Here is a 26632-nt window from a genome sequence, read left to right on the forward strand (position 1 = left end):
GAGCCTACTCAGCCGGACGGCCCCGGCGCCGAGCGCGGGGCTCGGACCGGGGCCGTGCGTACCGGGTGCTACCGCCCGGGGCGGACGGTGAGGTCGGTGATCTCCGCGTCCCGGGAGGCGTCCAGGGCCGCGAGGATCGCCCGGGCGACGGACTCGGGCTCGATCCAGCGGCCGGCGTCGTACTCCTTGCCCTCCTGCTGGTGCACCTTGACCTGCATCGCGGTGGCGGTGCGGCCCGGGTAGACGGAGGTGACCCGGACGCCGTTGGGCCGCTCCTCCTGGCGCAGCGAGTCGGCGAGCGCCTTGAGGCCGTGCTTGCTGGCCGCGTACGCCGACCAGTCGGCGTGGGCGTTCAGGCCCGCGCCGGAGTTCACGAAGAGCACGTGGCCCTTGCCGAGCCGCAGGGACGGCAGCAGGAGGCGGGTCAGCTCGGCGGGGGCGACCAGGTTGACGTTGAGCGTCTCCTGCCAGGCCTTGACGGTCAGGTCGCCGACCGGGCCGAGCTCCACCACGCCGGCGACGTGCACCAGGGAGTCCAGCTTCACGGGCAGTTGCTGGTGCCCGAAGGCCCAGGACAGCTTGCCCGGGTCCCCCAGGTCGCCGGCCAGGGTCTTCGCCCCGGGGAAGCGCTCGCGCAGTTCGGCGGCCCGGCGGGCGTCGCGGGCGAGCAGCCAGAGTTCGTCCCCGCGCTCGGCGAGCTTCTCGGTCAGGACGGCGCCGATGCCGGAGCCGGCGCCGGTGATCAGATGTGCGGCCATGGGATCGATCCTCTCAGGCCTTGAGCTGGAGGAAGACCTCGGCGGGCGTGTCCGCGAAGGTGATCAGCTCGGCCAGGGGGCGCGGCAGGAAGCCCTCGGTGTCCATCCGCTCCATCTGGGTGCGCAGGCCCGCGTAGAAGCCCTCGGTGTCCAGGACGACGACCGGCTTCTCGAACCTCCCGTGCTTCTTGAGCTCCAGCACCTCGGTCACCTCGTCCAGGGTGCCCAGCCCGCCGACCAGCACGACGATCGCGTCCGCCCGGGCCGCCAGCTCCGCCTTGCGCTCCGAGAGGTCGGCGGTCCACACCAGCTCGTCCGCGCCGACGTACGCCTTGTGCCGCAGCATCTCCACCATGACGCCGACGGTCCTGCCGCCGGCGGCCTTCACCTCGTCGGCGAGCAGGCCCATCAGCCCGGCGTTCGAGCCGCCCCAGACGAGGGTGTGCCCGCCCTCCCCCAGGAGCCGGGCGAACTCCGCGGCGGGAGCGGAGTAGCGGTCGTCGAGCGAGTACGCGGAGCAGAAGACGCAGATATTCATGATGGCGACTGGTCTATCACGCCGCGCGGCCTCACTTCACCGGCATGAGCCGGCGACCGGGGCCGGCCCCGGTCGCCGGCTCACCGGGCCGGGGCTCACCGGGCCGGGGCTCAGGCGGTGACGGCGGGGCGCTCCGTGGTGGCGATGGTGGCCGAGCCGACGACCCGCGTGCCGTCGTACAGCACGACCGCCTGGCCGGGGGCGATGCCGCGGGCCGGGGTGTCGAGCCGCACCCGCAGCTCGCCGTCCACGACGCCGGCCCAGACCGGGACCTCCTCGCCGTGGGCGCGCAGCTGGGCGGTGTAGCGGCCGTCGGCGAGCGGCTCGGTGCCGCACCAGCGGGGGCGGATGGCCGTCAGCCCGGTGACGTCCAGTCCCTCGACCGGGCCGACGGTGACGGTGTTGTTCACCGGGGAGATGTCCAGCACGTACCGGGGCTTGCCGTCCGCCGCCGGGCGGCCGATCCGCAGGCCCTTGCGCTGGCCGATGGTGAAGCCGTACGCGCCGTCGTGCTCGCCGAGCTTGGTGCCGTCGACGTCGAGGATGTCGCCGGGCGCGGTGCCGAGGTGCTTGGCCAGGAAGCCCTGCGTGTCGCCGTCCGCGATGAAGCAGATGTCGTGGCTGTCGGGCTTCTTGGCGACGGCCAGGCCGCGGCGCTCGGCCTCCTCGCGGATGGCTTCCTTGGTGGTGTCGCCGAGCGGGAAGAGCGAGTGGGCGAGCTGCTCGGCGTCGAGCACGCCGAGGACGTACGACTGGTCCTTGGCGGCGTCCACCGCGCGGTGCAGCTCGCGCGAGCCGTCCGGCAGGTCGACGATCCGGGCGTAGTGACCGGTGCAGACGGCGTCGAAGCCGAGCGCGAGCGCCTTGTCCAGCAGCGCCGCGAACTTGATCTTCTCGTTGCAGCGCAGGCAGGGGTTCGGGGTGCGCCCGGCCGCGTACTCGGCGACGAAGTCGTCGATCACGTCCTCGCGGAAGCGCTCCGCGAGGTCCCAGACGTAGAAGGGGATGCCGATCACGTCGGCCGCGCGCCAGGCGTCCCGGGAGTCCTCGATGGTGCAGCAGCCGCGCGCGCCGGTCCGGAAGGACTGGGGGTTGGCGGAGAGCGCCAGGTGGACGCCCGTCACCTCGTGCCCCGCTTCGACGGCGCGGGCGGCGGCGACGGCGGAGTCCACTCCGCCGGACATCGCGGCGAGCACGCGCAGACGGCCGGTGGAGGGAGTGGTCGGGGCACCAGGGAAGTCAGTCATGGTGACTACAAGCGTACGGGGCTCCGGTACATGCCCCGGGCCGTGGCTAGCGGCGGACCGAGGCCAGTCCCGCGTTGCGCGCCCGCTGGACGACCGGCCCGATGGCCTCCGCCAGCGCCGTGACGTCCCCCCGGACCGAGGTGTGCCCGAGCGAGAAGCGCAGCGAGGCGCGCGCCAGCAGCGGGTCGACGCCCATCGCGAGCAGCACGTGGCTGGGCTGGGGCACCCCGGCGGAGCAGGCCGATCCGGTGGAGCACTCGATGCCCTGGGCGTCCAGCAGCATCAGCAGCGCGTCGCCCTCGCAACCCGGGAAGGAGAAGTGCGCGTTGGCGGGCAGCCGGCCCTCGGCCGACGGGTCGCCGTTGTACACCGCGTCCGGGACGGCGGCCAGCACCGAGGCCACCAGTTCCTCCCGCAGCGCGCCCAGGGCGCCGGCGTGCTCGGCCCGCCGCTCCACCGCGAGCGCGGCGGCGGCCGCGAAACCGGCCGAGCCGGGGGCGTCCAGGGTGCCGGAGCGCACGTCGCGCTCCTGCCCGCCGCCGTGCAGCAGCGGTACGGGCGCGGCGCCCCGGGAGAGCAGCAGCGCGCCGATGCCGAACGGGCCGCCGATCTTGTGCCCGGTGACGGTGAGCGCGGTGAGGCCCGACTCGGCGAAGGAGACCGGCACCTGACCGAGCGCCTGCACCGCGTCGGCGTGCACCGGGATGCCGTACTCGGCGGCCACGGCGGCCAGTTCGCGCACCGGCTGGACGGTGCCGACCTCGTTGTTCGCCCACATCACGGTGACCAGCGCGACCGACTCGGGCGCCCGCTCGATCGCCTCGCGCAGCGCCTCGGGGTGCACCCGGCCGTACCCGTCGACCGGCAGGTACTCGACGTCGGCGCCCTCGTGCTGGGAGAGCCAGTGCACCGCGTCCAGCACCGCGTGGTGCTCGACCGGGCTGCACAGCACCCTGGTGCGGGCCGGGTCGGCGTCCCGGCGCGACCAGTACAGGCCCTTGACCGCCAGGTTGTCGGACTCGGTGCCACCGCCGGTGAACACGATCTCGCTCGGGCGCGCGCCCAGGGACTCGGCCAGCGACTCGCGGGACTCCTCGACCACCCGGCGGGCCCGGCGGCCGGCCGCGTGCAGGGCCGAGGCGTTGCCGACCACCCCCAGGTGCGCCGTCATCGCGGCGATCGCCTCGGGCAGCATCGGCGTGGTCGCCGCATGGTCCAGGTATGGCATAACGGTCCGATTGTAGAGCGCGGCACCGCACGCCCATCCAGGCCTGCGCACCGATCCGGCCACCGGCCGCGCGCACCGCCGCCGGACGGCCGCGTCCGGCACCGGTTTGCACCCGCGCGCCACCCAGCGGTTAGCCTGACGCCACCAGTCAGCCGGATCCACGGGATACGCCATGTCGCAGTCGGTCGACCGCGCGCTGACCCTGCTCGACGCGCTCGGCGACGCGCCGCTCTCGCTGGAGCAGGCCGCCAGCAGCCTCGGGGTGCACAAGTCCACCGCCCTGCGGCTGTTGCGCACCCTGGAGGACCACGGCTTCGCCCGCCGCCAGCCGGACCTGCGCTACCGGATCGGCGGCCGGGTGCTCTCGCTGGCCCACCGCGCGCTGGAGGACTTCGACGTCCGGCAGGTCGCCGCGCCGTACCTGGCCGCGCTCGGCGCCCGCAGCGGCCTCACCGTCCGGCTCGCGGTGCTGCACGACGGCGAGGTGCTCTACCTGGACGAGGTGCCCGGGCCGCCGGGCACCGAGCCGTCCCGGATCGGGCGGCGGGCCCCGGTCGAGGGGACGGCGGTCGGCCGGGTGCTGCTCGCCGGGCTCTCCGAAGGCGGGGACGGGGCCGAGGAGCCCGAGCTGGCCGCGGTGCGCCGCCGGGGCTGGGCGGCCGAGTCCCGCGAGCACCGGGAGCCGGTGACCTGCGTGGCCGCGCCGGTCGCGGGCAGCGGCGGACGGACGGTCGCGGCCTGCGCGTTGAGCGCCCCGGCGAGCGAGGTGCCGCCGGCCGCCCTGGCCCGGATGGTACCGGAACTGCTCTGCACCGCCGAGGCGATCTCGCTCGCGTACGGCGGCTCGCCTACTCCTCGTTGGTGCGAGAACCGTTGCGGTGCCAGGCGCGCGGCGCCCGCCAGCCGTACCGCAGGGCGAGCATCCGCAGGCCGAAGGCGGTGAGCGCGGCGGCGGTGCCGGTCGGGCCGGTGAGGTGGCCGGTGGCGATCAGCAGCGCGACCACGGTGGCGCCGACCAGCGCCGGGACGGCGTAGATCTCCCGGTCCCAGCGCAGCAGCGAGGGGATCTCCCCGGCCAGTACGTCGCGGATCACGCCGCCGCCGGCCGCGGTCACCATGCCGAGCGCGATCGCCGCGACCGCGCCCAGCCCGAAGTCGTGCGCCTTGGCGGTGCCGGTGACGCAGAACAGCCCGAGCCCGAGCGCGTCCAGGGTCTGCACCGCCCGGTTGATCCGCTCGACCTCCGGGTGCAGGAAGAACACCACCAGCGCGGCGGCCAGCGGGGTCACGAAGTAGCCGAGGTTGGTGAAGGCGGCGACCGGGGTCGCCCCGATCACGAGGTCGCGCATCACGCCTCCACCGAGCGCGGTGGCCTCCGCCAGCACACAGATCCCGAAGATGTCCATGTTCTTGCGGACGGCGAGCAGACCCCCGGAGAGGGCGAAGACGAAGATGCCGACGAGGTCCAGCGACTGCTGCACGTCGGACGGGAAGAGCTGGGATGTCACCGTCCATGTGTACCCGATCGCCCGCAAGCCCCGGTGAACGGCCGCCGTCCGCCGCCGGACGACCGTTCGGGGCACGGCGGACGCGACCGCCCGTACCGCCGGGCGGTTTCCGCTAGCCTCCGGCTGTGAAGCTCGCACCGCGCGGACCGTCCCCGAGGTCCACGTCCCCCGCCTCCGCCAGGCTCGGCTGGCTCGACGCCCTGCGCGGCATCGCCGCCCTCGCCGTCGCCATGCACCACTTCGGGCTGCTCGACAAGATCCCGTACGGGGACCGGGTGCCGCCGTACCTGGACCTCGGCTTCTTCGGCGTGATGCTGTTCTTCCTGGTCAGCGGGTACATCATCCCGGCCTCGCTGGAACGGCGCGGCGACGTCCGGGCGTTCTGGACCGGACGGATCCTGCGCATCTACCCCGCGGTGGTCGCCACGGTGGTGGCGAGCCTGCTGGTGCTGCCCCGCGACGACCAGATCGTGCAGGGCTTCGCCTTCGAGCACCCGGCGCTGTCGCTCGCCGCCAACGGCCTGCTGCTCCAGGACCTGCTGGGGGTGCCCAGCGCGCTCGGGGTGATGTGGTCGCTCGCCTACGAGATGGTGTTCTACTACTTCGTCTCCGCCCTGTTCGTTCAGGGGTGGCACCGGCACAGCGCGCCGATCTCGGTCGGCTTCGCCGCCGTCGCCCTGGTGCTCGGCGCCTGGCTGCCGATCAGCACCCTCTCCGTGAACCCGGAGGCGTCCGGGCACCTGGTGGCGGCCGCCGGGATCGTGGTGCTGATGGCGCTGGCCTGCATCGCCACCGCCCGCCCGGACCTCACCCGCTGGGGCGCGCTGCTGCTCGGCGGGCTCGGTCTGACGCTGATCGCGCTGAACAGCCGCTCCACCGGCTTCGAGACCATGCTGATCTTCGCGACCATGTTCGCCGGCACCGTGCTGTACCGGCTGGAGCACTGCCAGATCGACCGGCTCCCGGCGCTGCTCTGCTGCGGCTTCGTCCTCGTGTCCGGGGTCGCGGTCGGCTACCTGTACAACCGCGACACCGCGCTCTGGCACACCTGGACCCCCTCGTGGATGTCCTTCTCCTCCGCCTACCTGGCCGCCTGGGCGCTGTTCGCCGGCGCCATGCTGCTGCGCCACCGCCGGTTCCCGCGCTGGCTCAGCGGGTTGGGCACCATCAGCTTCTCGGTCTACCTGCTGCACGGCCCGCTGATGTACTTCGTCGGCTGGAAGCTCCGGACCCACCCCCTGCCGTTCACCGGGCCCAAGGGGCAGGCCGTCCTCACCCTCGGCTACCTCGCGGCGCTCGTGGTGCTCTCCTACCTCTCGTACCGGCTGGTCGAGATCCCGTTCCAGAACCTGGGGCGCCGGACGGTCAGAGCACTGAACCGGCGGTTCCCTCCCGCCGACGGGGCGCGGGTGGAAGACGTTCCGCTGGCCTCCCGCGTGTGAAGGTCACGGTCGTCCGCGCGACGGACCGGCTGCTGGAGGGGCGCGAGCCGTTCGAGTCCTCAGCCACCGGCTGGTCGAGATCCCGTTCCAGAACCTGGGGCGCCGGGTGATGAAGGCCGTGAACCGCCGCTTCCCGTCCGAGGGCGGGGCGAAGGCGGCCGCGGCGGCTTGGACGACGAAGCGGCCGCCCGCTCCGGGGATCCCGGAGCGGGCGGCCGATTCTTTCGCGTCGAGGGCCTCAGGAGGCCGAGGGCGCCTTTCCGGGCTCGTTCCCCTCGCGCAGCTCCGGGCTGTGCTTGCCGTTCCCCTCGCGCAGCTCCGGGCTGTGCTTGCCGTTCCCCTCGCGAAGCTCGGGGAAGTGACACGCCACCTCGTGCCCGGTCTTGAGCGCCACCAGCGGCGGCTCCTCGCTCGCGCACACCTCCTGCGCCTTCCAGCACCGGGTGCGGAAGCGGCAGCCGCTGGGCGGGTTGATCGGCGAGGGGACGTCGCCCGTGAGCAGGATGCGGTCGCGGCCCGAGCGCTGACGGCGGCGCGGGTCGGGGACCGGCACCGCGGACATCAGCGCGTTGGTGTACGGGTGCATCGGGCTGCGGTAGAGCGAGTCCCGGTCGGCGATCTCCACGATCTTGCCCAGGTACATCACCGCGACCCGGTCCGAGACGTGCCGGACCACCGAGAGGTCGTGCGCGATGATCAGGTAGGTCAGCCCGAGCTCCGTCTGGAGGTCGTCCAGCAGGTTGACCACCTGTGCCTGGATCGAGACGTCCAGCGCGGAGACCGGCTCGTCCGCGACGATCATCTTCGGCTTCAGCGCGAGCGCCCGGGCGATGCCGATGCGCTGGCGCTGGCCGCCGGAGAACTCGTGCGGGTAGCGGTTGTAGTGCTCGGGGCTGAGGCCGCACAGCTCCAGCAGCTCCTGGACCGCCTTCTTCAACCCGCCCTCCGGCACCGCGTCCTGGAGCTTGAACGGCGCTCCGACGATGGTGCCGACGGTATGCCGGGGGTTCAGCGAGGAGTACGGGTCCTGGAAGATCATCTGGATGTCGCGGCGCAGCGGCCGCATCGCCCCGACGCTCAGGTGGGTGATGTCGGTGCCCTCGAACTCGATGGTCCCGCCGGTCGGTTCGTCGAGCCTGGTGACCAGCCGGCCCATGGTCGACTTGCCGCAGCCGGACTCGCCCACGACGCCGAGCGTCTCGCCGGCGTTGACCGTGAAGTCGATGCCGTCGACGGCCCGCACCGCGCCGGTCTGGCGCCGCAGCAGCCCGCCGCGGATCGGGAAGTGCCGGGTCAGGCCGGCCACCTTCAGCAGCGGCTCGCGGCCTGCGGCGGGTGCCGGGGACGGGGTCCGCGCCGTCTGAGTGTCCGTCATCGGTTCTCTCCAGGAAGGTGGTACGTGGCCGGGCTCACAGCCGGGGCGCGATCTCTTCGGCGAAGATGCGGTGCCGCTCGCCGGCCGCCAGGTGGCAGGCCGCGAGGTGCCCGGGCGCGGCCTCGGTCAGCACCGGGACCTCGCTCGTGGAGCGCCCCTCGGTCAGGGCGGCGTACGGGCAGCGCGGGTGGAAGGCGCAGCCCGGCGGCACGTTGATCAGGCTGGGCGGGGTGCCCCTGACCGGCACCAGCCGGTCCTGGAGCTCCCGGTCCAGTCGCGGCATCGAGCCCAGCAGGCCCCAGGTGTACGGGTGTTCGGGCGAGTCGAAGAGGGTTTCGGCCGGGCCGCGCTCGACGCACTTGCCGCCGTACATGACCAGGACGTCGTCGGCCAGCTCGGCGACCACCCCGAGGTCGTGGGTGATGATGATGACGGCGGAGCCGAACTCCTCCTGGAGGTCGCGGATGAGGTCCAGGATCTGCGCCTGGACGGTGACGTCCAGGGCGGTGGTGGGCTCGTCGGCGATCAGCAGCGAGGGGTCGTTGACCAGCGCCATGGCGATCATCGCGCGCTGGCGCATGCCGCCGGAGAACTGGTGCGGGTAGTCGTCCACCCGGCGGTCCGGCTGCGGGATGCCGACCCGGTCGAGCATCTCGACCGCGCGGGCCCGGGCCTCCTTCTTGGAGGCCCGGGGGTGGTGCACCCGGTACGCCTCGACGATCTGCTGCCCCACCGTGTAGTAGGGGTGCATCGCGGTCAGCGGGTCCTGGAAGATCATCGCCAGTTCCCGGCCGCGCAGTTGGCGCACCCGGTCCGGGCCGGCCGCGATCAGGTCCTCGCCGTCCAGCAGGATCTCGCCGCTGATCCGGGCCCGCTTGGAGCGGTGCAGGCCCATGATGCCCAGCGAGGTGACGGACTTGCCGGAGCCGGACTCGCCGACGATGCCGAGGGTGCGCCCCTTGTACAGGTCGAAGCTGACCCCGTCCACCGAGCGGACCAGGCCGTCGTCGGTGTCGAAGTGGATCCGCAGGTCCCGCACGGAGAGGTAGGGGTCGCCGGACGGCGCCGGCGCGGCGTCCGCCGGGGTCTTCTGGAGGTCGGTCACGAGAGCCTCACCCGGGGGTCGACGAGCGCGTACAGGAGGTCGACCACGAGGTTGCAGACGACGATGAAGAATGCTGCGAGCAGGGTGACGCCGAGGATCTTGGGCAGGTCGTTGTCGGAGATCGCCTGGACGGCGAACTGGCCGACGCCCTGGAGCGAGAAGACCTGCTCGGTGATCAGCGCGCCGCCGAGCAGCAGCCCGAGGTCCATGCCGAAGATCGTGACGATCGGGGTGAGCGCGGCCCGCAGCCCGTGCCGGGTGACGACCTTGCGCTCGACCAGGCCCTTGGCCCGGGCGGTGCGGATGTAGTCCTCGCTCATCGTCTCCAGCATCCCGGCGCGGGTGAGCCGGGCGTAGAGCGCGGAGTAGAGGAACGCCAGCGAGATCCACGGCAGGATCAGGTTGCGGGCCCACATCAGCGGGTCGTCCGTGAAGTCCACGTAGTGGAGGTTGTCCAGGATCGGCCACTGGTAGCTGAACAGCGTGAGCAGCAGCGCGCCGGTGAAGAAGACCGGCAGCGAGACGCCGGCGAGCGCGACGCCCATGGAGAGCCGGTCGAAGATCGACTTCGGCTTGAGGGCGGAGACGACGCCGGTGGCGACGCCGGAGACCAGCCAGAGCACGGCCGCGCCCGCGGCGAGCGAGATGGTGGTCGGGATCCGCTTGGACAACTCGGGCCAGACCTCCAGGTGGTTCTTGAAGGAGTAGCCGAAGCAGGGCACGTGGCAGGTGGCCGGGTCCGGCCCGAACTTGTACTCGGCGCCGGCGACCAGGCCCTTGAGGAACTTCCAGTACTGGGCGTACAGCGGCTGGTCGAGGCCGAGGTTCTGCTTGACCGCCGCGATCGTCTCCGGGGACGGGCTCTTCCCGATGAACTGGGCCGCCAGTTGGTCGGCCGTCTCGCCGGCGATGCGCGGGAGCAGGAAGAAGATCGCGAAGGTGACCGCGCTGACGACCAGCAGCAGTACCAGGGCCGCGAAGATCCTGCGGATGATGTAGGCAAACACAGTTGGGCGGCTCCGGCGGCCCGCCGCCGTCCGGGGTCTTCCGGACGGCGGCGGGCGCCGCTGCCTTCACCTGCCTTCAGGGATGCGGAGCCAGGCTCTTACTTGGTGGTGCCGATGTTCAGGTAGTCATACTGACCGGAGAACGCCGACGTGGAGGCCAGGTTGGTGGCGTTGTTCGGGCGGTACAGGAAGACCTTGAAGTAGGTCAGCGGGACGTAGACCGCCTGGTCCATGACCTTCTTGTCGATCTCGGCGTAGGCCTTCTCGCGGGCCGACTTGTCCGGGTTGACGGCGACGTCGTCGATCAGCTTGTTGACCGCCGGGTCGTTCAGCTGGGCCAGGTTGTTGTTGCCGGTCTCCTTGACCGCGCGGCCGTCGACGATCTGCTGGAGGAAGCCGTAGCCGGTCGGCCAGTCGGCGCCCCACTGCATCATCATCAGGCCGATGTTGTGGTCGGCGTCGAACTTCGGCGAACCGGCGTTGTCCGTCAGGTACTTGGACTGCGGGTACTGCTGGATCTCGGCGTTGATGCCGATCTTCTTCAGCGCCGCCTGGATGGAGGTCGCGCCGGCGATCTCGGTGGCGCGCTCGGTGCGGGCCGAGATGACGGTGTTGAAGCCGCCCTCCTTGCCGCAGGCCTTCAGGGCTTCCTTGGCCTTGGCCTCGTCACCCTTGTTGTCCTTGGTCTCCCAGGTGTTGAAGTCCTGGTGGCCCGGGATGTCCGGCGGGAGCACCGTGTTGGCGATCTGGCCGCGGATCGGGCCGCCCAGGGCCGTCTGCACCGAGACCTTGTCGACCGCGTACTGGACGGCCTTGCGGCACTCGATGTTGTCGAACGGCGCGAGCTTGGAGTTGATCGCCAGGTAGACCAGCCGGCCGCCGTAGGCGTTGTCGGTGTTGGCCTTGAGCTTCGGGTCCTGGAGGATCTGCGCCTGGGTCTGCGGGTCGACGCCGCCACCGCCGAGGTCGACCTGGGCGTTGCCGGCCAGCAGGTCCTTGTCGATGGTGGCCTGGTCGATGTTGAACCGCAGCACGATCTTGTCGCCGAGCTGCTTGCGGATCGGGTCGCTGCTCTGGTCCCAGTTGGGGTTCGGCACCAGGACGGCCTGCTTGCCGTCCTCGTAGGACTCGAACTTGTAGGAGCCCGAGGAGACGATGTGCTTGACGTAGTCGGCGCCGGTGTCCTTCGCCTGCGGGACGGGCGCCGTCTGCGGGGTGGCGACCAGGTAGTCGAAGTCCGCGAACGGGTGCTGGAGGTGGAAGACGATGGTGGTGTCGTCCGGCGTCTGGATCGAGTCCAGGCCGCCCTCCTTGTCCTTGAACGGACCCTGGTACGGCGTGGCGTTGTCGACCAGGAGGTTGCGGAAGTACGTCGGGCCGTTGGTGAGCACGTCCGTGAAGTTGGAGCGCTCGACGGCGTACTTGACGTCCTTCGAGGTGATCGGGGTGCCGTCGTCGTACTTCAGGCCCGCACGCAGCTTGTACGTCCAGGTCAGGCCGTCCGCGCTCGGCTGGCCCGGCGCCTCGGCGAGGTCCGGGACGAGCTTGTTGCCCTCCTCGCCCGGCGCCGGGTTGAAGGTGGTCAGCGAACGGGCGTACAAGCGCGAGAAGTTGTAGATGTACGCGTAGTACGTGTTGCCCGGGTCGAGCGAGTCCGGGGTGCCCTTCATCTCGAAGGTGACCGTCCCGCCCTTCTTGTCCGAGGCGTTGACGATGCTCTTGGTGGCCGCGTTGGCGCCGGAGCCGCCCGCGGAGCCGGAGGCCGAGGTGTCGCCACTCTTCGACGAGCTGGTGCAACCGGTCACGACCAGGACCGCGGCGGCGGCCGCCGCGGTCAGGGCGACGGTACGGGACCTACGCATGGGTGAGATCAACCCCTTGGGGATGTGGAGGCGGAGTGAGGGTCCTGGCGGGGCCAACGGGTGACGCACGGCCAGTGAATGACGCTGGATCAGTTGTTCTTGGGGTCGAGGGCGTCGCGCAGGCCGTCGCCGAGCAGGTTGAAGGCGAGCACGGTGATGAAGATGGCCAGGCCGGGGACCACCAGGTACTGGGGGTCCACCTGGTAGTACCGGATCGCGTCCTGGAGCATCCCGCCCCAGGAGGCCTGCGGCGGCTGGATGCCGACGCCGAGGAAGCTCAGCCCGGCCTCGAAGAGGATGTTGGTCGGGATCAGCAGGGTCGAGTAGACCAGGATCGGACCGACCAGGTTGGGCAGCAGTTCCTTGAACAGGATGAACGGGCCGCGGGCCCCCAGGCTGCGGGCGGCGTGGACGAACTCCCGCTCGCGCAGCGAGAGCGTCTGGCCGCGCACGATCCGGCCCATGTAGGGCCAGTTGAAGAAGCCGATCACGAAGATCAGCACCACGATGTGCAGCGGCAGGCCGTGCAGGCCGAACGCTCCGCCCTGGAGCGAGGTCGAGATCGCGATGGCGAAGAGCAGCAGCGGGAACGCCAGGAAGACGTCCATCACGCGGCTGATCAAGGTGTCCACCCATCCGCCGTAGTAGCCGGCCATGATGCCGAGCACGGTGCCGATGGTGTTGGAGAGCACGGTCGCGCCGAAGGCGACCAGCAGGGAGACCCAGGAACCCTCGATGACGCGGGTGAGCAGGTCACGGCCCTGGAGCGGGTCCACGCCGAGCGGGTGGTCCAGGCTCATGCCTCCCCAGTCGCCGAGCGGCAGTCCGCCGAGGTCGGCGTCGAGCAGGTCCTGGTGGAGGGCGTCCGGGTCGAGCCCGAACACGGACTCGATCGGCTTGGCCAGCACGGCGAGCAGGATCAGCAGGATCACCACGACGCCGCCGGCGACGGCGGCCTTGTCCCGCTTGAAGCGGGTCCAGGCGATCTGGCCGAGGGAGCGGCCCTCGATCTTCTTGGCCGGGTCGGCGGCGGGTGCCTCCGGAGCGTTCCCGGCGGTGGTCACGGATGCGGTCATGGTCAGTTGGTCCCCTCGCCGACGGTGGCCGGCCCACGGGTGCCGGCCGTCGGCTTCGGCGGTGCGGCTGCGGACGTGCGGAGGTGCTTAGGAGGAGCTGGTGTTGACGGCAGCGCGTCGTGCACAGGCGCTGCCACCACGCGGGATGGGCTTCGCGTGGACGGGCTGTCGGCGGCCGCGCTCACCTTTGTGGGGTTGCAGTACACGCGGTGCGTTGCGCAGAACTCTCTGCCATCCGAACTGGCTTGCGCCAGCCCTGACAACCGACAGATGCCCAACTGTGATCTGCGCGCATGCACCTACCCGATCTTCGGCATATACCTCTTCACATGGCTGTAACTGCCATGTCAAGATGAGCCGAGCACACATCCGGAAATTCGTCCGGAAAGCATCGAAGCCGACTTGATGGACAATCAAGTCGGCTTCGGATAATGCGCTTTGTGAATCAGCGCCCCGGGTAGCCGGGCCACGGCCGCTGCGGCTGCTGCTGCCAGCCGGTCGCCGGCGGCTGGGTGCCGTAGGGGTAGCCCGGCACCGACTGGCCGGGGTACGGCGGCGGGGGCACCGGCGGGTACGGGCCGGTCGGCGGGCGGCCCGCCTCCCGGTCGAAGAACGGCCGGGCGTTGGCGCGCATCCACAGCGCCACCGGGTCGTACTCGTCCGACATCGCCACCGTGGACACCGCGAGCCCCTCCGGAGCCACCGCGATCGCGCGCTGCATCAGCGCCCGCACCGCCTCCACGGCCGGCGGCGAACTCTCGTACAGGTCAAGGCCGATGGCCAGGTACGGCTCCCCCACCGCGGGCTGCACCCAGGCCCGGCGCAGGGCCCGCACCGCGCGCACCTCGACGGCCTGACGCTCCAGCAGCGCGAAGAACGGCTGGGCGTTCAGCTGCGGCTCGCTGAGCTTCAACGGCCCGGCGGGCAGCCGCTCCAGGCCCGCGGCGATCCGCCGCAGGTCCGCCCAGGGCACCCCGACGCCGCCGCCGGGCGCGTGCGGATTGAGCCACAGGCCCCAGCGGGTGCGGTACAGCGAGGCCGCGATCTCCCGGCCGGAGATGACCTCGTGGGCCCGGGTCCAGCCCGAGGCGGTCAGCTGCTCGGACGAGGTGACGGCCGGAGCGTAGCCGTGGCCGCTGATCTCCATGTTCCCGTACTGGGCGTCCTGGCTGCCCGGCGTGCCGTGCCACAGCAGCATCCAGACCTGACCGTCCGCCAGCGCGTGGAGCAGGCGCTCGTACGCGTCGTAGCGCTCCGGCGCGACCTCGCGCAGGGCGCGCTCCAACGCGCCCGGATCAGCTCCCGGGCGCCCGGCCGGTGCCTGGCCCCAGGGCCCCGGCACCCCGCCCGCTCCCGCTCCCGCACTCATGCGCCCACCTCGCCGCGCCTCTTTCCTCGAACCCGCCGACCCGTCGGCCGTCTGCACGCACCCTATGGCGCGGCACCGGCCACCGCCACGGCGACGTGCCTTTGATACGGACCCGCTCAGGGCCGGGTGTGGAAGGGCATCACCCGGGTGAGCAGCCACTCGACCACCGGGTCGTCGGCGAGGTCGAGCAGTACGAGGTGGACGCCGCCGGGCAGCGGCGCGGTTCCCAGCGCTCGCCCGAGCGCCTCGTTCACCGCGGCGGACTCGGCCGGCGCCACGGGGTCCAACTGGACGCCCACGAACATCACGGTCGGCTCGCCCTCGATGCTGGCCAGCGCCCTGCGGGCGGTCAACACCCCGGGCAGTGCCGACAGTTCGGCCCGGCAGGCGGCCAGGAAGTGCTCCGGGTCCTCGCCCGGCACCGGCTCGCGCAGCGCCACCCGGCCGCCGGTCGGCGCCGCCGGGTCCTCCCAGCGGTCCTCGCGCGGCCCGCGGCGTAGCTCGGCCACCCCCTGCGGCGGCACCGGGATGCCCACCGCGGCCTCCGGGTTCACCGCGATGCCCACGCCCAGCGGCAGCCCGCGGGCGAACTCCCAGACCGGCGCGATCGCGAAGGCCATCCCCGGCGCCTGCTGGAGGAACACCTCCTGGGAGGAGAACACCGGTACGTACGGGTCGCCGGCCAGCTCGACGGTCGGCAGGTCCAGCGACTGCCCCCGCGGGTCGCCGCCGGCCGGCAGGGGCACCCACACCTGGCTGCGGGCCAGCACCTCGATCACCCGCGGGGTCGCTCCCGGATCGCCCAGGGCCGCGGTCAGCACCTGCTCCAGCTCGTTGGCCGGCCAGGAACCGCCCGTCGGCGCCTCCTCCGGTCCGCCCCACCCCTGCTGCTGCTCCACCGGGTACCCCATGCGCCGCCGATTCCGCCCTCTGCCGGTCGGCCGCCCTCTGCTGCGCCGACGCGCAGCAGTCTAGGCCGTGAGGGGCACGGCGTTAGGGCTCGTGTTCGGTACCGCGCCCTGTGACCGGGTCCCCTCTCCCCTCGCCGCCCGGGACGTGCCATGATGTCCGCGTCCGACGGCATGCGCCGCGGGCCCCACAACTCCATACCGGCCGCTCGAACCCGCGCGGGAGAGCCCGGAGTGCCGCCCCACGGCACGAGCCGGCGCCGAAGGAGCAAGTCCTCCCCGGAATCTCTCAGGCACCCCTACCGCACGGGTTAGGCACATCTGGAAAGCGGCGCCCGGCCCTGTCGGACGCCCACCCACGGTGCAAGCCGCCATGCTGTCCCCCAAGCTGGAAACAGCTGCGGGCAGGTGGGCGGTGAAGCTCTCAGGTTCGACGACAGATGGGGAGACCCACGCCGCCGCATGCCCGCGCGCAGGGTCGGTCCCCGAGCGGGTCCGGTCCGGCTCGTGCACCCCTGAGTGCCCCGACCGAGGAGTTCCTGGCCATGTCGTCCCTCCGCCTGACCGCGCTCGACGCGCTGCACCGCAGCCTCGGTGCCACCATGACCGACTTCGCCGGCTGGGACATGCCGCTGCGCTACGGCAGCGAGCGCGAGGAGCACCTCGCCGTCCGCACCAAGGCGGGCCTGTTCGACCTCTCGCACATGGGCGAGATCACCGTGACCGGCCCGCAGGCGGGCGAGATGCTGGACCACGCGCTGGTCGGCTTCGTCTCCGCGCTGGGCGTGCTGCGCGCCCGCTACACCATGATCTGCGCCGAGGACGGCGGCATCCTGGACGACCTGATCGTCTACCGCCTGCGCGAGGACGCCTTCCTGGTGGTCGCCAACGCCTCCAACGCCCAGCTGGTCCTCGACGAGCTGATCGCCCGCGCCAAGGGATTCGACGCCGTCGTCACCGACGACCGCGACACCTACGCGCTGATCGCCGTCCAGGGCCCGGAGGCCACCGGCATCCTCGCCGCCACCACCGACGCCGACCTGCCCGGCCTGAAGTACTACGCGATCCTCCCGGCCCGGGTGGCGGACCGCGAGGTGCTGCTCGCCCGCACCGGCTACACCGGCGAGGACGGCTTCGAGATCTTCTGCCGCCCGGCCGACGCCGAGCCGATCTGGCAGGCGCTGACCGCCGCCGGCGAGGGCCACGGCCTGGTCCCGTGCGGCCTGTCCTGCCGCGACACGCTGCGCCTGGAGGCCGGCATGCCGCTGTACGGGCACGAGCTGTCCACCGACCTCACCCCGTTCGACGCCGGGCTGGGCCGGGTCGTCCGCTTCGACAAGACCACCAACGAGGGCGCCTTCGTCGGCCGCAAGGCGCTGGAGCGAGCCGCCGCCGCGGCCGAGACCAACCCTCCGAAGGTCCTGGTCGGCCTGGTCTCCGAGGGCAAGCGGGTGCCGCGCGCCGAGTACACCGTGGTCTCCACCGAGGGCGAGCCGATCGGCCGGATCACCTCGGGCTCGCCGTCCCCGACCCTGGGCAAGCCGATCGCGATGGCCTACGTCGACGCCGCCCACGCCGCCCCCGGCACCACCGTCGCGGTGGACGTGCGCGGCAAGCACGAGCCCGTCCAGGTCGTGGCGCTGCCATTCTACAAGCGCGCCCGCTGACCCGCGTCCGCTGAGCCCTCGCCGGCCACGGCTTGGGCCCCGGTTTTCCCGTACACGCACGTCGCAGCCGTCCGAGCGGCGGCCCGCTTCGCCGTGCCCGCTTCCCATCCTGGAGAATGACGCCATGAGCAACCCCCAGCACCTGCAGTACACCAAGGAGCACGAGTGGCTGACGGCCGCCGAGGACGGTGTCTCCACGGTCGGCATCACCAAGCACGCCGCCGACGCGCTCGGTGACATCGTCTACGTGCAGCTGCCCGAGGTCGGCGACACCGTGACCGCCGGCGAGACCTGTGGTGAGCTGGAGTCGACCAAGTCGGTCAGCGACCTGTTCTCCCCGGTGACCGGCGAGGTCACCGAGGTCAACCAGGACGTCCTGGACGACAACGCCCTGGTCAACAGCGCCCCGTTCGAGGGCGGCTGGCTGTTCAAGGTGCGCGTCGAGGCCACCGACGAGCTGCTCAGCGCGGACGAGTACACCGCCTTCATCGGCGGCTGAGACACCCGACCGGGGCGGTCACCGCGCGGCGGCCGCCCCGCCCCAGCCGCGGCCCCCTTTCCTCCTCCCCCGGGAAGACCACACCATGACGGTTCTCAACCAGTCCCTGCACGCCCTCGACCCGGAGATCGCCGCCGCGGTCGACGCCGAGCTGCACCGCCAGCAGACCACCCTGGAGATGATCGCCTCCGAGAACTTCGCCCCGGTGGCGGTCATGGAGGCCCAGGGCTCGGTGCTCACCAACAAGTACGCCGAGGGCTACCCCGGCCGCCGCTACTACGGCGGCTGCGAGCACGTCGACGTGGTCGAGCAGATCGCCATCGACCGCATCAAGGCCCTGTTCGGCGCCGAGCACGCCAACGTCCAGCCGCACTCCGGCGCGCAGGCCAACGCCGCCGCGATGTTCGCGCTGATCCAGCCGGGCGACACCATCCTGGGCCTGAGCCTGGCCCACGGCGGTCACCTGACCCACGGCATGAAGATCAACTTCTCCGGCAAGCTCTACAACGTGGCCGCCTACCACGTGGACGAGAAGACCGGCCAGGTCGACATGGGCGAGGTCGAGCGGCTCGCCAAGGAGCACCAGCCGAAGCTGATCATCGCCGGCTGGTCCGCCTACCCGCGCCAGCTGGACTTCGCCGCGTTCCGCCGGATCGCCGACGAGGTCGGCGCGCTGCTCATGGTGGACATGGCGCACTTCGCCGGTCTGGTGGCCGCCGGGCTGCACCCGAACCCGGTCCCGTACGCGGACGTGGTCACCACCACCACCCACAAGACCCTGGGCGGCCCGCGCGGCGGCGTCATCCTGTCCAAGGCCGAGTACGCCAAGAAGATCAACTCCGCGGTCTTCCCCGGCCAGCAGGGCGGCCCGCTGGAGCACGTGATCGCCGGCAAGGCGGTCGCCTTCAAGGTCGCGGCCTCCGAGGAGTTCAAGGAGCGCCAGGAGCGCACCCTGGAGGGTGCCCGCATCCTGGCCGAGCGCCTGCTCCAGGCCGACGTCGCCGAGGCCGGCGCCACCGTGCTCTCCGGCGGCACCGACGTCCACCTGGTCCTGGTCGACCTGCGCAACAGCCAGCTCGACGGCCAGCAGGCCGAGGACCGGCTGCACGAGGTCGGCATCACCGTCAACCGCAACGCCGTCCCGAACGACCCGCGCCCGCCGATGGTCACCTCGGGCCTGCGCATCGGCACCCCGGCCCTGGCCACCCGCGGCTTCCGGGCCGAGGACTTCCGCGAGGTCGCCGACGTCATCGCCGAGGCGCTCAAGCCCGCCTTCGACGAGACCGTCGCCGCCGCGCTGAAGGCCCGGGTCACCGCCCTGGCCGAGAAGTACCCGCTGTACCCGAACCTCTGATCACTCCGGTGATCGTTCGGGCGGGGTGACCGGCCTCACCCCTCCGGCGCTCCTGGCGCTCCGGGGCACCGCGCACACTAGGACAGTGCGCGGTGCCCCGTCCCGTGTCGGCCCCCTCCCTGCCCGCCAGTCCTTCCACGAGACCAGACAAGGACGTCCCCCGTGGCCATCAGCGTCTTCGACCTCTTCTCCATCGGCATCGGCCCGTCGAGCTCCCACACCGTGGGCCCGATGCGCGCCGCCCGGATGTTCGCCCGCCGGCTGCGCTCGGAAGGCCTGCTGGGGCGGGTGACGGGCCTGCGCGCCGAGCTGTACGGCTCGCTCGGCGCCACCGGCCACGGCCACGGCACCCCGAAGGCCGTGCTGCTGGGCCTGGAGAACGCCTCGCCCCGCACCGTCGACGTGGACCAGGCGGACAAGGACGTCGAGCGGATCATCGCCGAGAAGCGGATCAACCTGCTCGGCGAGCACACCGTCGACTTCGACCCGGACACCCAGCTGGTGCTGCACCGGCGCCGCTCGCTGCCGTACCACGCCAACGGGATGACCCTGTGGGCGTACGCGGCGGACGGCTCGACGCTGCTGGAGAAGACCTACTACTCGGTCGGCGGCGGCTTCGTGGTGGACGAGGACGCGATCGGCGCGGACCGGGTCAAGCCCGACGACACCGTGCTGAAGTACCCCTTCCGCACCGGTGACGAGCTGCTGCGGCTCAGCCGGGAGACCGGGCTGTCCATCTCCGGCCTGATGCTGGAGAACGAGAAGGCCTGGCGCAGCGAGGAGGAGATCCGCACCGGGCTGCTGGAGATCTGGTCCGTGATGCAGGAGTGCGTGCGGGCCGGCATGACCCGCGAGGGCATCCTGCCGGGCGGGCTGAAGGTCCGCCGCCGGGCCGCCGCGGCGGCGCGGACGCTGCGCGCCGAGGGCATCGGTCCGGCCAACGCGATGGAGTGGGTGACCCTCTACGCGATGGCGGTCAACGAGGAGAACGCCTCCGGCCGCCGGGTGGTCACCGCGCCGACCAACGGCGCCGCCGGGATCATCCCCGCCGTCCTGCACTACTACCTGAACTTCATCCCGGGCGCCGACGAGGACGGCATCGTCCGCTTCCTGCTCGCGGCCGGCGCCATCGGCATGCTCTTCAAGGAGAACGCCTCCATCTCCGGCGCCGAGGTCGGCTGCCAGGGCGAGGTCGGCTCCGCCTGCTCGATGGCCGCGGGCGGCCTCGCCGAGGTCCTCGGCGGCACCCCCGAGCAGGTCGAGAACGCCGCCGAGATCGGCATCGAGCACAACCTCGGCCTCACCTGCGACCCGGTCGGCGGCCTGGTCCAGATCCCCTGCATCGAGCGCAACGGCATGGCCTCGGTCAAGGCCGTCACGGCGGCGCGGATGGCGCTGCGCGGCGACGGGCGCCACCACGTCTCGCTGGACAAGGCGATCAAGACGATGAAGGAGACCGGCGCCGACATGAAGATCAAGTACAAGGAGACCTCGCGCGGCGGCCTCGCCGTGAACGTCATCGAGTGCTGATCGCGACCGCCTGAGGGCCCCCGGCGGAACTGCCGTCCCGTTCGGGGGTTTTCGCGTGCAATCACTGGCAGACGGGAGGTCGGTGGCGCCATAATCCGTCGGGTGCTTCACGCCGAAGGGGGAGGCGGATGAACGTCCAGCCGTCGGGGCCGTCGGAGCCTCCGGGGGCGCGGCAGCCGTCGGGGCCGTCCATGCCGCAGCAGCCGTCCTTGCCGCAGCAGCCGTCCGGGGAGCCGGGACCGCCGGGGGCGCGGCAGCCACCGCCGGGGCATCCGGCGGAGCCGTCGCCGTACGCCGGATCCGAGGCCACCCGGCTGATGTGCGCCGGGGTGTACCTCGACCCGGAGTTCCGCCGGTCGGTGATCGGCGAACTGGTCGAACACGACGAACGCACCGTCCCGCCGTCGCTGGGCTTCGACCTCGTCACCGTCCTGGCGCACGCGTTGCGGGCCCGCACGCTGGAGCTGTGGACCGGCGCGGTGGTCGCCGCCCTCTGGATCGCCTTCGCCTACGGCGAGACCATGCCCGCGTTCGACGGCCCGGCCTCCGACGGCTACTGGGGCCCCTACGGCGTGCGGGGCTACGACTCGTACGCCCAGCCCTCGGACCTGGGCCAGCTGTTCGACTCGCCCTCCCGGACCCTGGCACCGTACGTCCTCAACTTCGCCGTCCTGTACGCCCTGGTCACGCTGATCTCCTGGTTCGCCAAACCCGCGAGGGTCCGGGAGTACGCGCTGTACGCGCCCGCCGCGCCGATCGGCAGCCGGGCCACCACCCGGCGCTCCGGCAGCTGGCGCCCGGCCCTCGCCGTGATCTGCCAGCTCCTGTACTGGGTGGCGGCGGTGCCCGCTTTCGACTCGGACCCGAAGGGCGTGCTGTTCCCGCTGGCCCTCGCGGCGGCGGTCGGCGGGCACCGGCTGCTCGTCGCCCAGACCTTCCGGCGCGAACTGGACCGCGACGCCTTCCGCGGCCGGCCGCCGCGCCCGCTGCCCGACCGGCCGTACTACCGGTGGCTGCACCGGACGATCAGCGCCGAGCAGTACTCGCCGCTCGTCGTCTACGACCCCGCCGACCCCTTCCTCGGCGCCGGGTTCCGCTACCGCCCCTGGTCGTTCGCGCTGGAGCTGAAGCGCCGCGGCACCGGCCCGGTGGTCGTCCCCGCCCGGGACCTCACCGCGCGGACCGTGCTCGACCTGGTCGTGCCCCGCCTGGCCGCCCTGCGGCAGGCCACCGCCGACACCAGCCTGGACCGGCTGCGCGAGCTGGAGATCGAGCACCTGGTCTTCCTGCCGTACGGCCCGGCCCGCGCCGACGTGCCGCGCACCTCGGCCGAGATCGCCCAGCACATCGCCGAGGCGGTGGACGAGGGCGGGGAGCGGCGCCGGCACTTCCTGCGCGTCCGGGTCGGCGCCTGGGACGAACAGGTGGTGCTGTCCGTCCTGCTGCGGGTGCACACCCAGGGGCAGCTGCTGGTGCTGGAGGTCGTCCCGCACGTGCTCGGCCCGGTGTGGCGCGAGTACGAGCTGCTGGCGGACGCGATGGCCCAGCGGGGCGTACGGCTGCGGCCGCGCCGCCCGGCGGTGTCCGCGTTCACCGCCGGACCGGCGGCGCTGCGGGTGCTGCTGCACCCGGGCGGCCGGGCGAGCGGCACGAGGGCGGACGACGCGGTGCAGGTGGCGGCGCGCCCGATGGTGTCGCTGCGCGAGCTCGCCGCCTCGTCGACCGTCTCGATCTTCCAGGAGCTGGATCTCCACCGGTACCTGAAGACGATCCAGGAGCGGATCATCGACGGCGTGCGCGAGGCGCTGCACAACCAGGGGTACGAGACCGGGCGCTTCGAGCAGACGGTGGTGCAGGTGATGGAGGGCGGCATCCACATCGGTGCGATGAGCGGCGGCGCCGTCGCCACCAACGGCGGCACGGCGCAGGCCGGGGTGGACCCGGCGGCCCAGGGCGCCTTCGGAACGGCGTCACGGCAGGGGAGCGGGGAGAGCAGATGAGCGAGGAGCGGAACGTGCGGCACGACGAGGAGAGCACTCCCCCGCCCGCCGGCGGGGTCTCGATCGGCGCGATGACGGGCGGGGCGGTCGCCTCGGGCCACGGCGCCAGTGCGGAGGACCGCTCGCAGCGGGTCGGCGGGCCGGAGGCCCTGCCGGACGCCCTGCCGGGTGCCGCCTGGCCGGCCGTTCCCGCCCCGGTGGCCGGCGGCGTCTCGGTCGGACTGATGACGGGCGGCGCGGTCGCCTCCGGCCAGGACGCCCGGGCGGTCGACGCCTCGGTGCGGACGAGCGCCTCGGCCCGGCAACTGCTGACGGAACTCGGCCGGCTCCGGGAGCAACTCCCGCTGTTCGCCCGGGCGGAGGGCAACGGGGTGGCCGAGGTGGAGCAGGAGGTGACGGAGGTCCACGACGCCCTCCAGGCCACCGGGACCGCGCCGCGCCCCCGGCTGGAGCGGCTGCGGGACCTCCTGCGGAGCTCGGCCACGGCGGTCTCCGGGCTCGCCTCGGCGCTGGCGGTGGTGCAGGCGATCGAGCAGTTCCTGGGCTGAGACGGCGGCGCGCGGACGACGGGGGAGAGACGGTGGCGAGGTACTGGGACAGGAACCTCCAGCGGTGGGTGGACCGGCCGGTGGCGGGCGCGGCGCCGCCCGCTCCTCCGGCGCCGCCGGCTCCTGTGGCGCCTGTTCCCGTAGCGCCGGCTCCTGTGGCGCCTGTTCCCGGGGTGCCGGTGGCGCATGACGTACCGGCGATGCCCGCTGTGCCACCGGACGTGCCCGCCGTTCCGCCGCCGCCCCCGCCCCCACGGCTGCCCGCCCCTCCCGTTCCGCCCGACCCGCCCGGTGAGCCGCTCCCGGGGGAGCCGTCCCCCTGGGAGGAGCCGCCGTCCGAGCGGCGCCCCTCCCGGCGGCTCCTGTGGGCGGCGCTCGCCGGAGCGCTCATCGGCGTGCTCGCGGGCGGCGGCACCTACCTGCTGACCGGTCACCACGGTGGCAAGCCGGTCCCGGCGGCCTCCCGCACGGGGCCGGTGACGGCCTCGGCGCACCCCTCCCCCACCAGGTCCTCCGCCCCGCCGTCCCCGACGGCCACCGCCTCCACACCCGTCCCGTCGCCCACGCCCACCACCGGCCCGCGACTGACACCGGTCCAGGACCCGAACGGCTTCAGCCTCCTCGTCCCCGAGGGGTGGCGGCGCCGGGTCGACAAGCAGTCCGTGTTCTACGACTCACCCGACGGCCTCAGCCTGCTCCAGGTGTACCCGATGGACGCCAAGTCCCCGTACGAGGAGGCCGTCGCCACCGAGAACGGCCTGGTCGGCCTGCCGAGCCGGTTCCCCGGCTACCGCCGCATCCGGCTGGAGCAGAACCCGGACGGCAGCGCCGAGTTGGAGTACGCCTACGACCTGCCCGGCGCCGGTGTCCGTCACGCGGTCGACCACGTCCTCGTCGGCCCGGACGGCACCGCCTGGGCCGTCCTGGTGGCCGGCCCCGAGAACGGCTGGCCCACCCCGCTCCACGACCTCCTGCGGTCGGAGCTCGCCTCCTTCTGCTTCACCGGCCACTGCCCGCCCACTCCGGGCTGACCCGGCCTACGACGGCGCCGCCCGCCACACGGCCGGTCCACTCTCCCGCGGCGCCCGGTCAGGACCCGGCCGGCCACCCTGCCGGGCCGGGCACGCGACCGCCGTGGCCACCAACGCCAGCAGCGCGCCGCCGGCCACGGCGTTGTGCAGGCCGCTGGCGACGGCCTCGCCGACCGCCTCCCGCACGGCCTCGGGCAGCCCGGTCAGCGAGGCCGGGGTGAGCCCGCCGCCGCTGATCAGGTGGGCGGCGTCGGCCGGGCTCAGCCGCGCCGTGTAGACGGGCCCCGGGGGCCGCCATGCCGAGCATCAGCCCGATCACCCCGAGCAGCGGTGGCTTGGGCGGTCCGGCCGGCTCGGGCGGTCCGGCCGGCTAGGGCGATGGTTGCGTGGCCATGGCGCTCCTGTCAGCCCTCAGGCCGCGAACGGGCGGGCCCGCCGGGCGTCGCGCAACGCCTGGGCCCACCAGACGAGTTGGTCGAGCATCGTCTTGGCGGCGGCGTCGGCGGCCGGGTCGAGCGCCTTGCCGTCGGCGTCGAAGCACTGCGCGGCGCCGTGGAAGCTGACCGTGTTGCGGATCGTCGCCGCGTTCAACTCGGCCATCACCACCCGCAGTTGCTCGACCGCCCGGAGACCGCCGGACAGGCCGCCGTACGACACGAAGCCGACCGGCTTGCCGTGCCACTGCCGGTTGTGCCAGTCGATGGCGTTCTTCAGCGGGGCCGGAAAGCTGTGGTTGTACTCGGGCGTGACGAAGACGAAGGCGTCGGCCGCCTCCAGCCGGGGCGACACGGCGGCCAGCAACTCGGCGTCGCCCGGGGCGGGTTCGCCGCCGAAGGACGGGAAGGTGGTGGGCAGCGGGGTCTCCACCAGGTCGATCCGGTCGACGGCGAGGTCGGCACGGGCTTCGAGGTGGCCGAGCAGCCAGTCGGCGACCACCGGGCCGAAGCGGCCCTCGCGGGTGCTGCCGAGCACGACGGCGATCTTCAGGTTCTGTTCGGCGGACTGCTGCTCGGCGGACTGCTGCTCGGCCCGCTGCGCGATCTGCTCCGTGGACATGGGAATCCCCCTCCGTGATGGCCGCTGTGTACGGCGCATCGGCGATGGATACAACGTACACATCGATGCGTACGCCGTCCACTGTCCGATACGCCGTACACACGGGAGTGCTACCGTGGAGCCGACCCCGCGCCGGAAGGAGCCCGTTCCCATGCCCGCTCAGCAGGCCCCCAGTGGTGACAGCGACAAGCCCCAGGTCTTCCTCTGGGAGCGTCTGGACCGCCCGGCCCCCGCCCCGCGCACCACCCTGACCCCGCACCGGATCGCCGAGGCCGCCATCGCCATCGCCGACGCGGAGGGCCTGGACGCCGTCACCATGCGCCGCCTGGCCGGCGACCTCGGCGTCGCCCCGATGGCCGCCTACCGGTACGTCTCCGGCAAGGACGAACTCATCGAGCTGATGGTCGACTTCGTGTACGGCCGGCTCCCGCTCGACGCCCCCGCCGAAGGCTGGCGGGACACCATGCGTGCCCTGGCCCTCCACCTGCGGGCGATGCACCTGGCCCACCCGTGGACCATCCGGGCGGCCACTCCGTTCTCCCTCAGCCCCAACCAACTCGCCGTCCCGGAGCACGCGTTCGCCGCCCTCGCCGAACACGGCCTGGACGCGGACACCACCATGGCGGTGTTCCGCACCGTCACCGGCTACGTCCACGGCTCGGTCGCCACCGAAGTCACCCTGAACGCCATGCGCCGCGAACGCGGCTGGTCCGACGGCGACCAGACCCGGGCCGGCCTCGCCCCCCGGATGAGCTGGCTGATGAACACCGGCCGCTACCCCAGCTACCAGCGCTACCTCCACGAGGCCACCCGCAAGGACGACCCCGACTGGCAGTTCGAGACCGGCCTCGACTGCGTCCTCGACGGCATCGCCGCCCACTTCGCCCTCTGACCTCGCCGCCCACCCGAGCCCGCCCGACTTCCCGCGCGGGGGCGGCTCAGGCCCCCAACCGCGCGGCGACGGCGCCCAGCCGGCCCATCGCGTGGGCCACGCCGAGGCCGTCCATGTAGTCCCGGACGTGCACCAGCAGGCCGTCGCGGGCGCGCATCACCAGCAGGCCCGGCAGGGCGAACGGCTCGCCGGTGGTGGCGTGGGTGCCGACCACCTGCTGCTCGACGGTGAGCACCTGCGGATCCGCGCCCGGGTGGACGGCCACCTCCCGGATCTCCGTCGGCCGCGCCGCGCTCGCGCCCCAGGCGAGGCGGTAGCCGGCCCGGATCTCCTCGCGGCCCCGGTACCGCTCGGGCATCCCCGGGAAGAGGAACGGGAACTCGTGCACCCCGTCCTGCGCGTACAGCTCGGCCAGGGCGTCCGCGTCCAGGTCGAGCATCGCCTGCCGGTAGCGGGCGAGCAGGTCGAGCGGGCCGGGTGTGGCGTCGGGCATGGCGGGCTTCCCCTCGGACGGCGATCGCGTGGCGGCGGCCCGATCGGGGCCGCCCACAAGCCCACCAAAGGCGGTCGCCGACGGCAAGCGATCCGCCCGATCACGCGGGAAGTCGGCCCGGCCGACTTCCCGTGCAGCC

Annotated in this window: 25 protein-coding genes and 1 riboswitch; of the genes, 11 read left to right on the plus strand and 14 right to left on the minus strand. The window is 72.7% G+C overall.

What is annotated here, in order from left to right:
* Window positions 1–68 precede the first annotated feature (68 nt).
* The 4 genes from ACZ55U_RS22445 to ACZ55U_RS22460 form a co-directional block, all read right to left on the minus strand.
* Entirely contained in the window at window positions 69–758 is a 690-nt protein-coding gene (locus ACZ55U_RS22445) for an SDR family oxidoreductase (protein WP_465528201.1), read from the minus strand.
* A gap of 13 nt (window positions 759–771) precedes the next feature.
* Complete coding sequence (locus tag ACZ55U_RS22450; RefSeq protein ID WP_465528203.1) at window positions 772–1296, minus strand: LOG family protein; 525 nt, start codon at window positions 1294–1296, stop codon at window positions 772–774.
* 110 nt (window positions 1297–1406) lie between these two features.
* A complete protein-coding gene (gene mnmA / locus ACZ55U_RS22455; protein WP_465528205.1) occupies window positions 1407–2543 on the minus strand; it encodes a tRNA 2-thiouridine(34) synthase MnmA in 1137 nt (378 codons plus the stop codon).
* A gap of 46 nt (window positions 2544–2589) precedes the next feature.
* Entirely contained in the window at window positions 2590–3771 is a 1182-nt protein-coding gene (locus ACZ55U_RS22460) for a cysteine desulfurase family protein (protein WP_465528207.1), read from the minus strand.
* Between the two features lie 172 nt (window positions 3772–3943).
* Between ACZ55U_RS22460 and ACZ55U_RS22465 the strand changes: the two genes are divergently transcribed.
* Window positions 3944–4714 (plus strand): IclR family transcriptional regulator, encoded by a 771-nt coding sequence (locus ACZ55U_RS22465; protein WP_465528209.1) that lies wholly within the window; start codon window positions 3944–3946, stop codon window positions 4712–4714.
* Here ACZ55U_RS22465 and ACZ55U_RS22470 read toward each other — a convergent pair.
* The gene (locus tag ACZ55U_RS22470) at window positions 4620–5279 is read right to left on the minus strand and encodes a trimeric intracellular cation channel family protein (RefSeq protein WP_465528211.1); all 660 of its coding nucleotides are present in this window, start codon (window positions 5277–5279) and stop codon (window positions 4620–4622) included. The genes ACZ55U_RS22465 and ACZ55U_RS22470 overlap by 95 nt on opposite strands.
* 125 nt (window positions 5280–5404) lie before the next feature.
* Between ACZ55U_RS22470 and ACZ55U_RS22475 the strand changes: the two genes are divergently transcribed.
* On the plus strand, window positions 5405–6721 hold the full coding sequence (locus tag ACZ55U_RS22475) for an acyltransferase family protein (RefSeq protein WP_465528213.1): 1317 nt from the start codon (window positions 5405–5407) through the stop codon (window positions 6719–6721).
* A 238-nt stretch (window positions 6722–6959) separates the two neighbouring features.
* On the opposite strand, the gene ACZ55U_RS22480 is transcribed toward ACZ55U_RS22475, so the two are convergent.
* From ACZ55U_RS22480 to ACZ55U_RS22510, 7 genes are all read right to left on the minus strand, one after another.
* A complete protein-coding gene (locus ACZ55U_RS22480; protein WP_465528215.1) occupies window positions 6960–8096 on the minus strand; it encodes an ABC transporter ATP-binding protein in 1137 nt (378 codons plus the stop codon).
* 34 nt (window positions 8097–8130) lie between these two features.
* Window positions 8131–9201: an ABC transporter ATP-binding protein gene (locus ACZ55U_RS22485; RefSeq protein WP_465528217.1), complete on the minus strand. Its 1071-nt coding sequence runs from the start codon at window positions 9199–9201 to the stop codon at window positions 8131–8133.
* The gene (locus ACZ55U_RS22490) at window positions 9198–10208 is read right to left on the minus strand and encodes an ABC transporter permease (protein ID WP_465528219.1); all 1011 of its coding nucleotides are present in this window, start codon (window positions 10206–10208) and stop codon (window positions 9198–9200) included. Before ACZ55U_RS22490 ends, ACZ55U_RS22485 begins: the two co-directional genes overlap by 4 nt.
* Before the next feature lie 98 nt (window positions 10209–10306).
* Window positions 10307–12070: an ABC transporter substrate-binding protein gene (locus ACZ55U_RS22495; protein ID WP_465528221.1), complete on the minus strand. Its 1764-nt coding sequence runs from the start codon at window positions 12068–12070 to the stop codon at window positions 10307–10309.
* An 89-nt stretch (window positions 12071–12159) separates the two neighbouring features.
* Window positions 12160–13146: an ABC transporter permease gene (locus tag ACZ55U_RS22500; protein WP_465528223.1), complete on the minus strand. Its 987-nt coding sequence runs from the start codon at window positions 13144–13146 to the stop codon at window positions 12160–12162.
* A 445-nt stretch (window positions 13147–13591) separates the two neighbouring features.
* Entirely contained in the window at window positions 13592–14515 is a 924-nt protein-coding gene (locus ACZ55U_RS22505; RefSeq protein ID WP_465528225.1) for an enhanced serine sensitivity protein SseB C-terminal domain-containing protein, read from the minus strand.
* Window positions 14516–14631: 116 nt separating this feature from the next.
* Complete coding sequence (locus tag ACZ55U_RS22510; protein WP_465528227.1) at window positions 14632–15426, minus strand: enhanced serine sensitivity protein SseB C-terminal domain-containing protein; 795 nt, start codon at window positions 15424–15426, stop codon at window positions 14632–14634.
* 207 nt (window positions 15427–15633) lie between these two features.
* A riboswitch (glycine riboswitch) is annotated at window positions 15634–15738 on the plus strand.
* Between the two features lie 230 nt (window positions 15739–15968).
* Here ACZ55U_RS22510 and gcvT point away from each other — a divergent pair.
* The 8 genes from gcvT (at window position 15969) to ACZ55U_RS22550 (ending at window position 24329) form a co-directional block, all read left to right on the plus strand.
* Window positions 15969–17090, plus strand: a complete 1122-nt coding sequence (gene gcvT, locus ACZ55U_RS22515; RefSeq protein WP_465528229.1) for a glycine cleavage system aminomethyltransferase GcvT — start codon at window positions 15969–15971, stop codon at window positions 17088–17090.
* A gap of 124 nt (window positions 17091–17214) precedes the next feature.
* Window positions 17215–17589 (plus strand): glycine cleavage system protein GcvH, encoded by a 375-nt coding sequence (gene gcvH, locus ACZ55U_RS22520; protein ID WP_465528231.1) that lies wholly within the window; start codon window positions 17215–17217, stop codon window positions 17587–17589.
* Between the two features lie 85 nt (window positions 17590–17674).
* Window positions 17675–18943 (plus strand): serine hydroxymethyltransferase, encoded by a 1269-nt coding sequence (gene glyA / locus ACZ55U_RS22525; RefSeq protein WP_465528233.1) that lies wholly within the window; start codon window positions 17675–17677, stop codon window positions 18941–18943.
* A 162-nt stretch (window positions 18944–19105) separates the two neighbouring features.
* Window positions 19106–20473: an L-serine ammonia-lyase gene (locus ACZ55U_RS22530; RefSeq protein ID WP_465528235.1), complete on the plus strand. Its 1368-nt coding sequence runs from the start codon at window positions 19106–19108 to the stop codon at window positions 20471–20473.
* Between the two features lie 317 nt (window positions 20474–20790).
* The gene (locus tag ACZ55U_RS22535; protein WP_465528237.1) at window positions 20791–22473 is read left to right on the plus strand and encodes a hypothetical protein; all 1683 of its coding nucleotides are present in this window, start codon (window positions 20791–20793) and stop codon (window positions 22471–22473) included.
* The gene (locus ACZ55U_RS22540; protein WP_465528239.1) at window positions 22470–23021 is read left to right on the plus strand and encodes a hypothetical protein; all 552 of its coding nucleotides are present in this window, start codon (window positions 22470–22472) and stop codon (window positions 23019–23021) included. Before ACZ55U_RS22535 ends, ACZ55U_RS22540 begins: the two co-directional genes overlap by 4 nt.
* A 200-nt stretch (window positions 23022–23221) precedes the next feature.
* The gene (locus ACZ55U_RS22545; RefSeq protein ID WP_465528241.1) at window positions 23222–24052 is read left to right on the plus strand and encodes a hypothetical protein; all 831 of its coding nucleotides are present in this window, start codon (window positions 23222–23224) and stop codon (window positions 24050–24052) included.
* A 103-nt stretch (window positions 24053–24155) separates the two neighbouring features.
* Complete coding sequence (locus ACZ55U_RS22550; protein WP_465528243.1) at window positions 24156–24329, plus strand: hypothetical protein; 174 nt, start codon at window positions 24156–24158, stop codon at window positions 24327–24329.
* 134 nt (window positions 24330–24463) lie between these two features.
* Here ACZ55U_RS22550 and ACZ55U_RS22555 read toward each other — a convergent pair whose 3' ends face one another.
* A complete protein-coding gene (locus ACZ55U_RS22555; RefSeq protein ID WP_465528245.1) occupies window positions 24464–25108 on the minus strand; it encodes an NADPH-dependent FMN reductase in 645 nt (214 codons plus the stop codon).
* 151 nt (window positions 25109–25259) lie between these two features.
* Here ACZ55U_RS22555 and ACZ55U_RS22560 point away from each other — a divergent pair, with 151 nt between their 5' ends.
* Entirely contained in the window at window positions 25260–26000 is a 741-nt protein-coding gene (locus ACZ55U_RS22560; protein WP_465528247.1) for a TetR/AcrR family transcriptional regulator, read from the plus strand.
* 46 nt (window positions 26001–26046) lie between these two features.
* Here the strand turns inward: ACZ55U_RS22560 and ACZ55U_RS22565 are convergent, their stop codons facing one another.
* Window positions 26047–26493, minus strand: a complete 447-nt coding sequence (locus ACZ55U_RS22565; protein ID WP_465528249.1) for a nuclear transport factor 2 family protein — start codon at window positions 26491–26493, stop codon at window positions 26047–26049.
* Window positions 26494–26632: the final 139 nt, after the last annotated feature.

The organism is Kitasatospora sp. NPDC034533 (assembly GCF_055575155.1).

Excerpts from the sequence above, each read along its gene's own strand:
- ACZ55U_RS22500 (WP_465528223.1), bottom strand. The coding sequence starts at position 13,146 with ATGACCGCATCCGTGACCACCGCCGGGAACGCTCCGGAGGCACCCGCC.
- ACZ55U_RS22460 (WP_465528207.1), bottom strand. The coding sequence starts at position 3,771 with ATGCCATACCTGGACCATGCGGCGACCACGCCGATGCTGCCCGAGGCG.
- ACZ55U_RS22445 (WP_465528201.1), bottom strand. The coding sequence starts at position 758 with ATGGCCGCACATCTGATCACCGGCGCCGGCTCCGGCATCGGCGCCGTC.
- glyA (WP_465528233.1), top strand. The coding sequence starts at position 17,675 with ATGACGGTTCTCAACCAGTCCCTGCACGCCCTCGACCCGGAGATCGCC.
- ACZ55U_RS22560 (WP_465528247.1), top strand. The coding sequence starts at position 25,260 with ATGCCCGCTCAGCAGGCCCCCAGTGGTGACAGCGACAAGCCCCAGGTC.
- ACZ55U_RS22510 (WP_465528227.1), bottom strand. The coding sequence starts at position 15,426 with ATGGGGTACCCGGTGGAGCAGCAGCAGGGGTGGGGCGGACCGGAGGAG.
- ACZ55U_RS22505 (WP_465528225.1), bottom strand. The coding sequence starts at position 14,515 with ATGAGTGCGGGAGCGGGAGCGGGCGGGGTGCCGGGGCCCTGGGGCCAG.
- gcvT (WP_465528229.1), top strand. The coding sequence starts at position 15,969 with ATGTCGTCCCTCCGCCTGACCGCGCTCGACGCGCTGCACCGCAGCCTC.
- ACZ55U_RS22480 (WP_465528215.1), bottom strand. The coding sequence starts at position 8,096 with ATGACGGACACTCAGACGGCGCGGACCCCGTCCCCGGCACCCGCCGCA.
- ACZ55U_RS22545 (WP_465528241.1), top strand. The coding sequence starts at position 23,222 with ATGCCCGCTGTGCCACCGGACGTGCCCGCCGTTCCGCCGCCGCCCCCG.
- ACZ55U_RS22495 (WP_465528221.1), bottom strand. The coding sequence starts at position 12,070 with ATGCGTAGGTCCCGTACCGTCGCCCTGACCGCGGCGGCCGCCGCCGCG.
- mnmA (WP_465528205.1), bottom strand. The coding sequence starts at position 2,543 with ATGACTGACTTCCCTGGTGCCCCGACCACTCCCTCCACCGGCCGTCTG.
- gcvH (WP_465528231.1), top strand. The coding sequence starts at position 17,215 with ATGAGCAACCCCCAGCACCTGCAGTACACCAAGGAGCACGAGTGGCTG.
- ACZ55U_RS22535 (WP_465528237.1), top strand. The coding sequence starts at position 20,791 with ATGTGCGCCGGGGTGTACCTCGACCCGGAGTTCCGCCGGTCGGTGATC.
- ACZ55U_RS22465 (WP_465528209.1), top strand. The coding sequence starts at position 3,944 with ATGTCGCAGTCGGTCGACCGCGCGCTGACCCTGCTCGACGCGCTCGGC.
- ACZ55U_RS22565 (WP_465528249.1), bottom strand. The coding sequence starts at position 26,493 with ATGCCCGACGCCACACCCGGCCCGCTCGACCTGCTCGCCCGCTACCGG.
- ACZ55U_RS22555 (WP_465528245.1), bottom strand. The coding sequence starts at position 25,108 with ATGTCCACGGAGCAGATCGCGCAGCGGGCCGAGCAGCAGTCCGCCGAG.
- ACZ55U_RS22540 (WP_465528239.1), top strand. The coding sequence starts at position 22,470 with ATGAGCGAGGAGCGGAACGTGCGGCACGACGAGGAGAGCACTCCCCCG.
- ACZ55U_RS22450 (WP_465528203.1), bottom strand. The coding sequence starts at position 1,296 with ATGAATATCTGCGTCTTCTGCTCCGCGTACTCGCTCGACGACCGCTAC.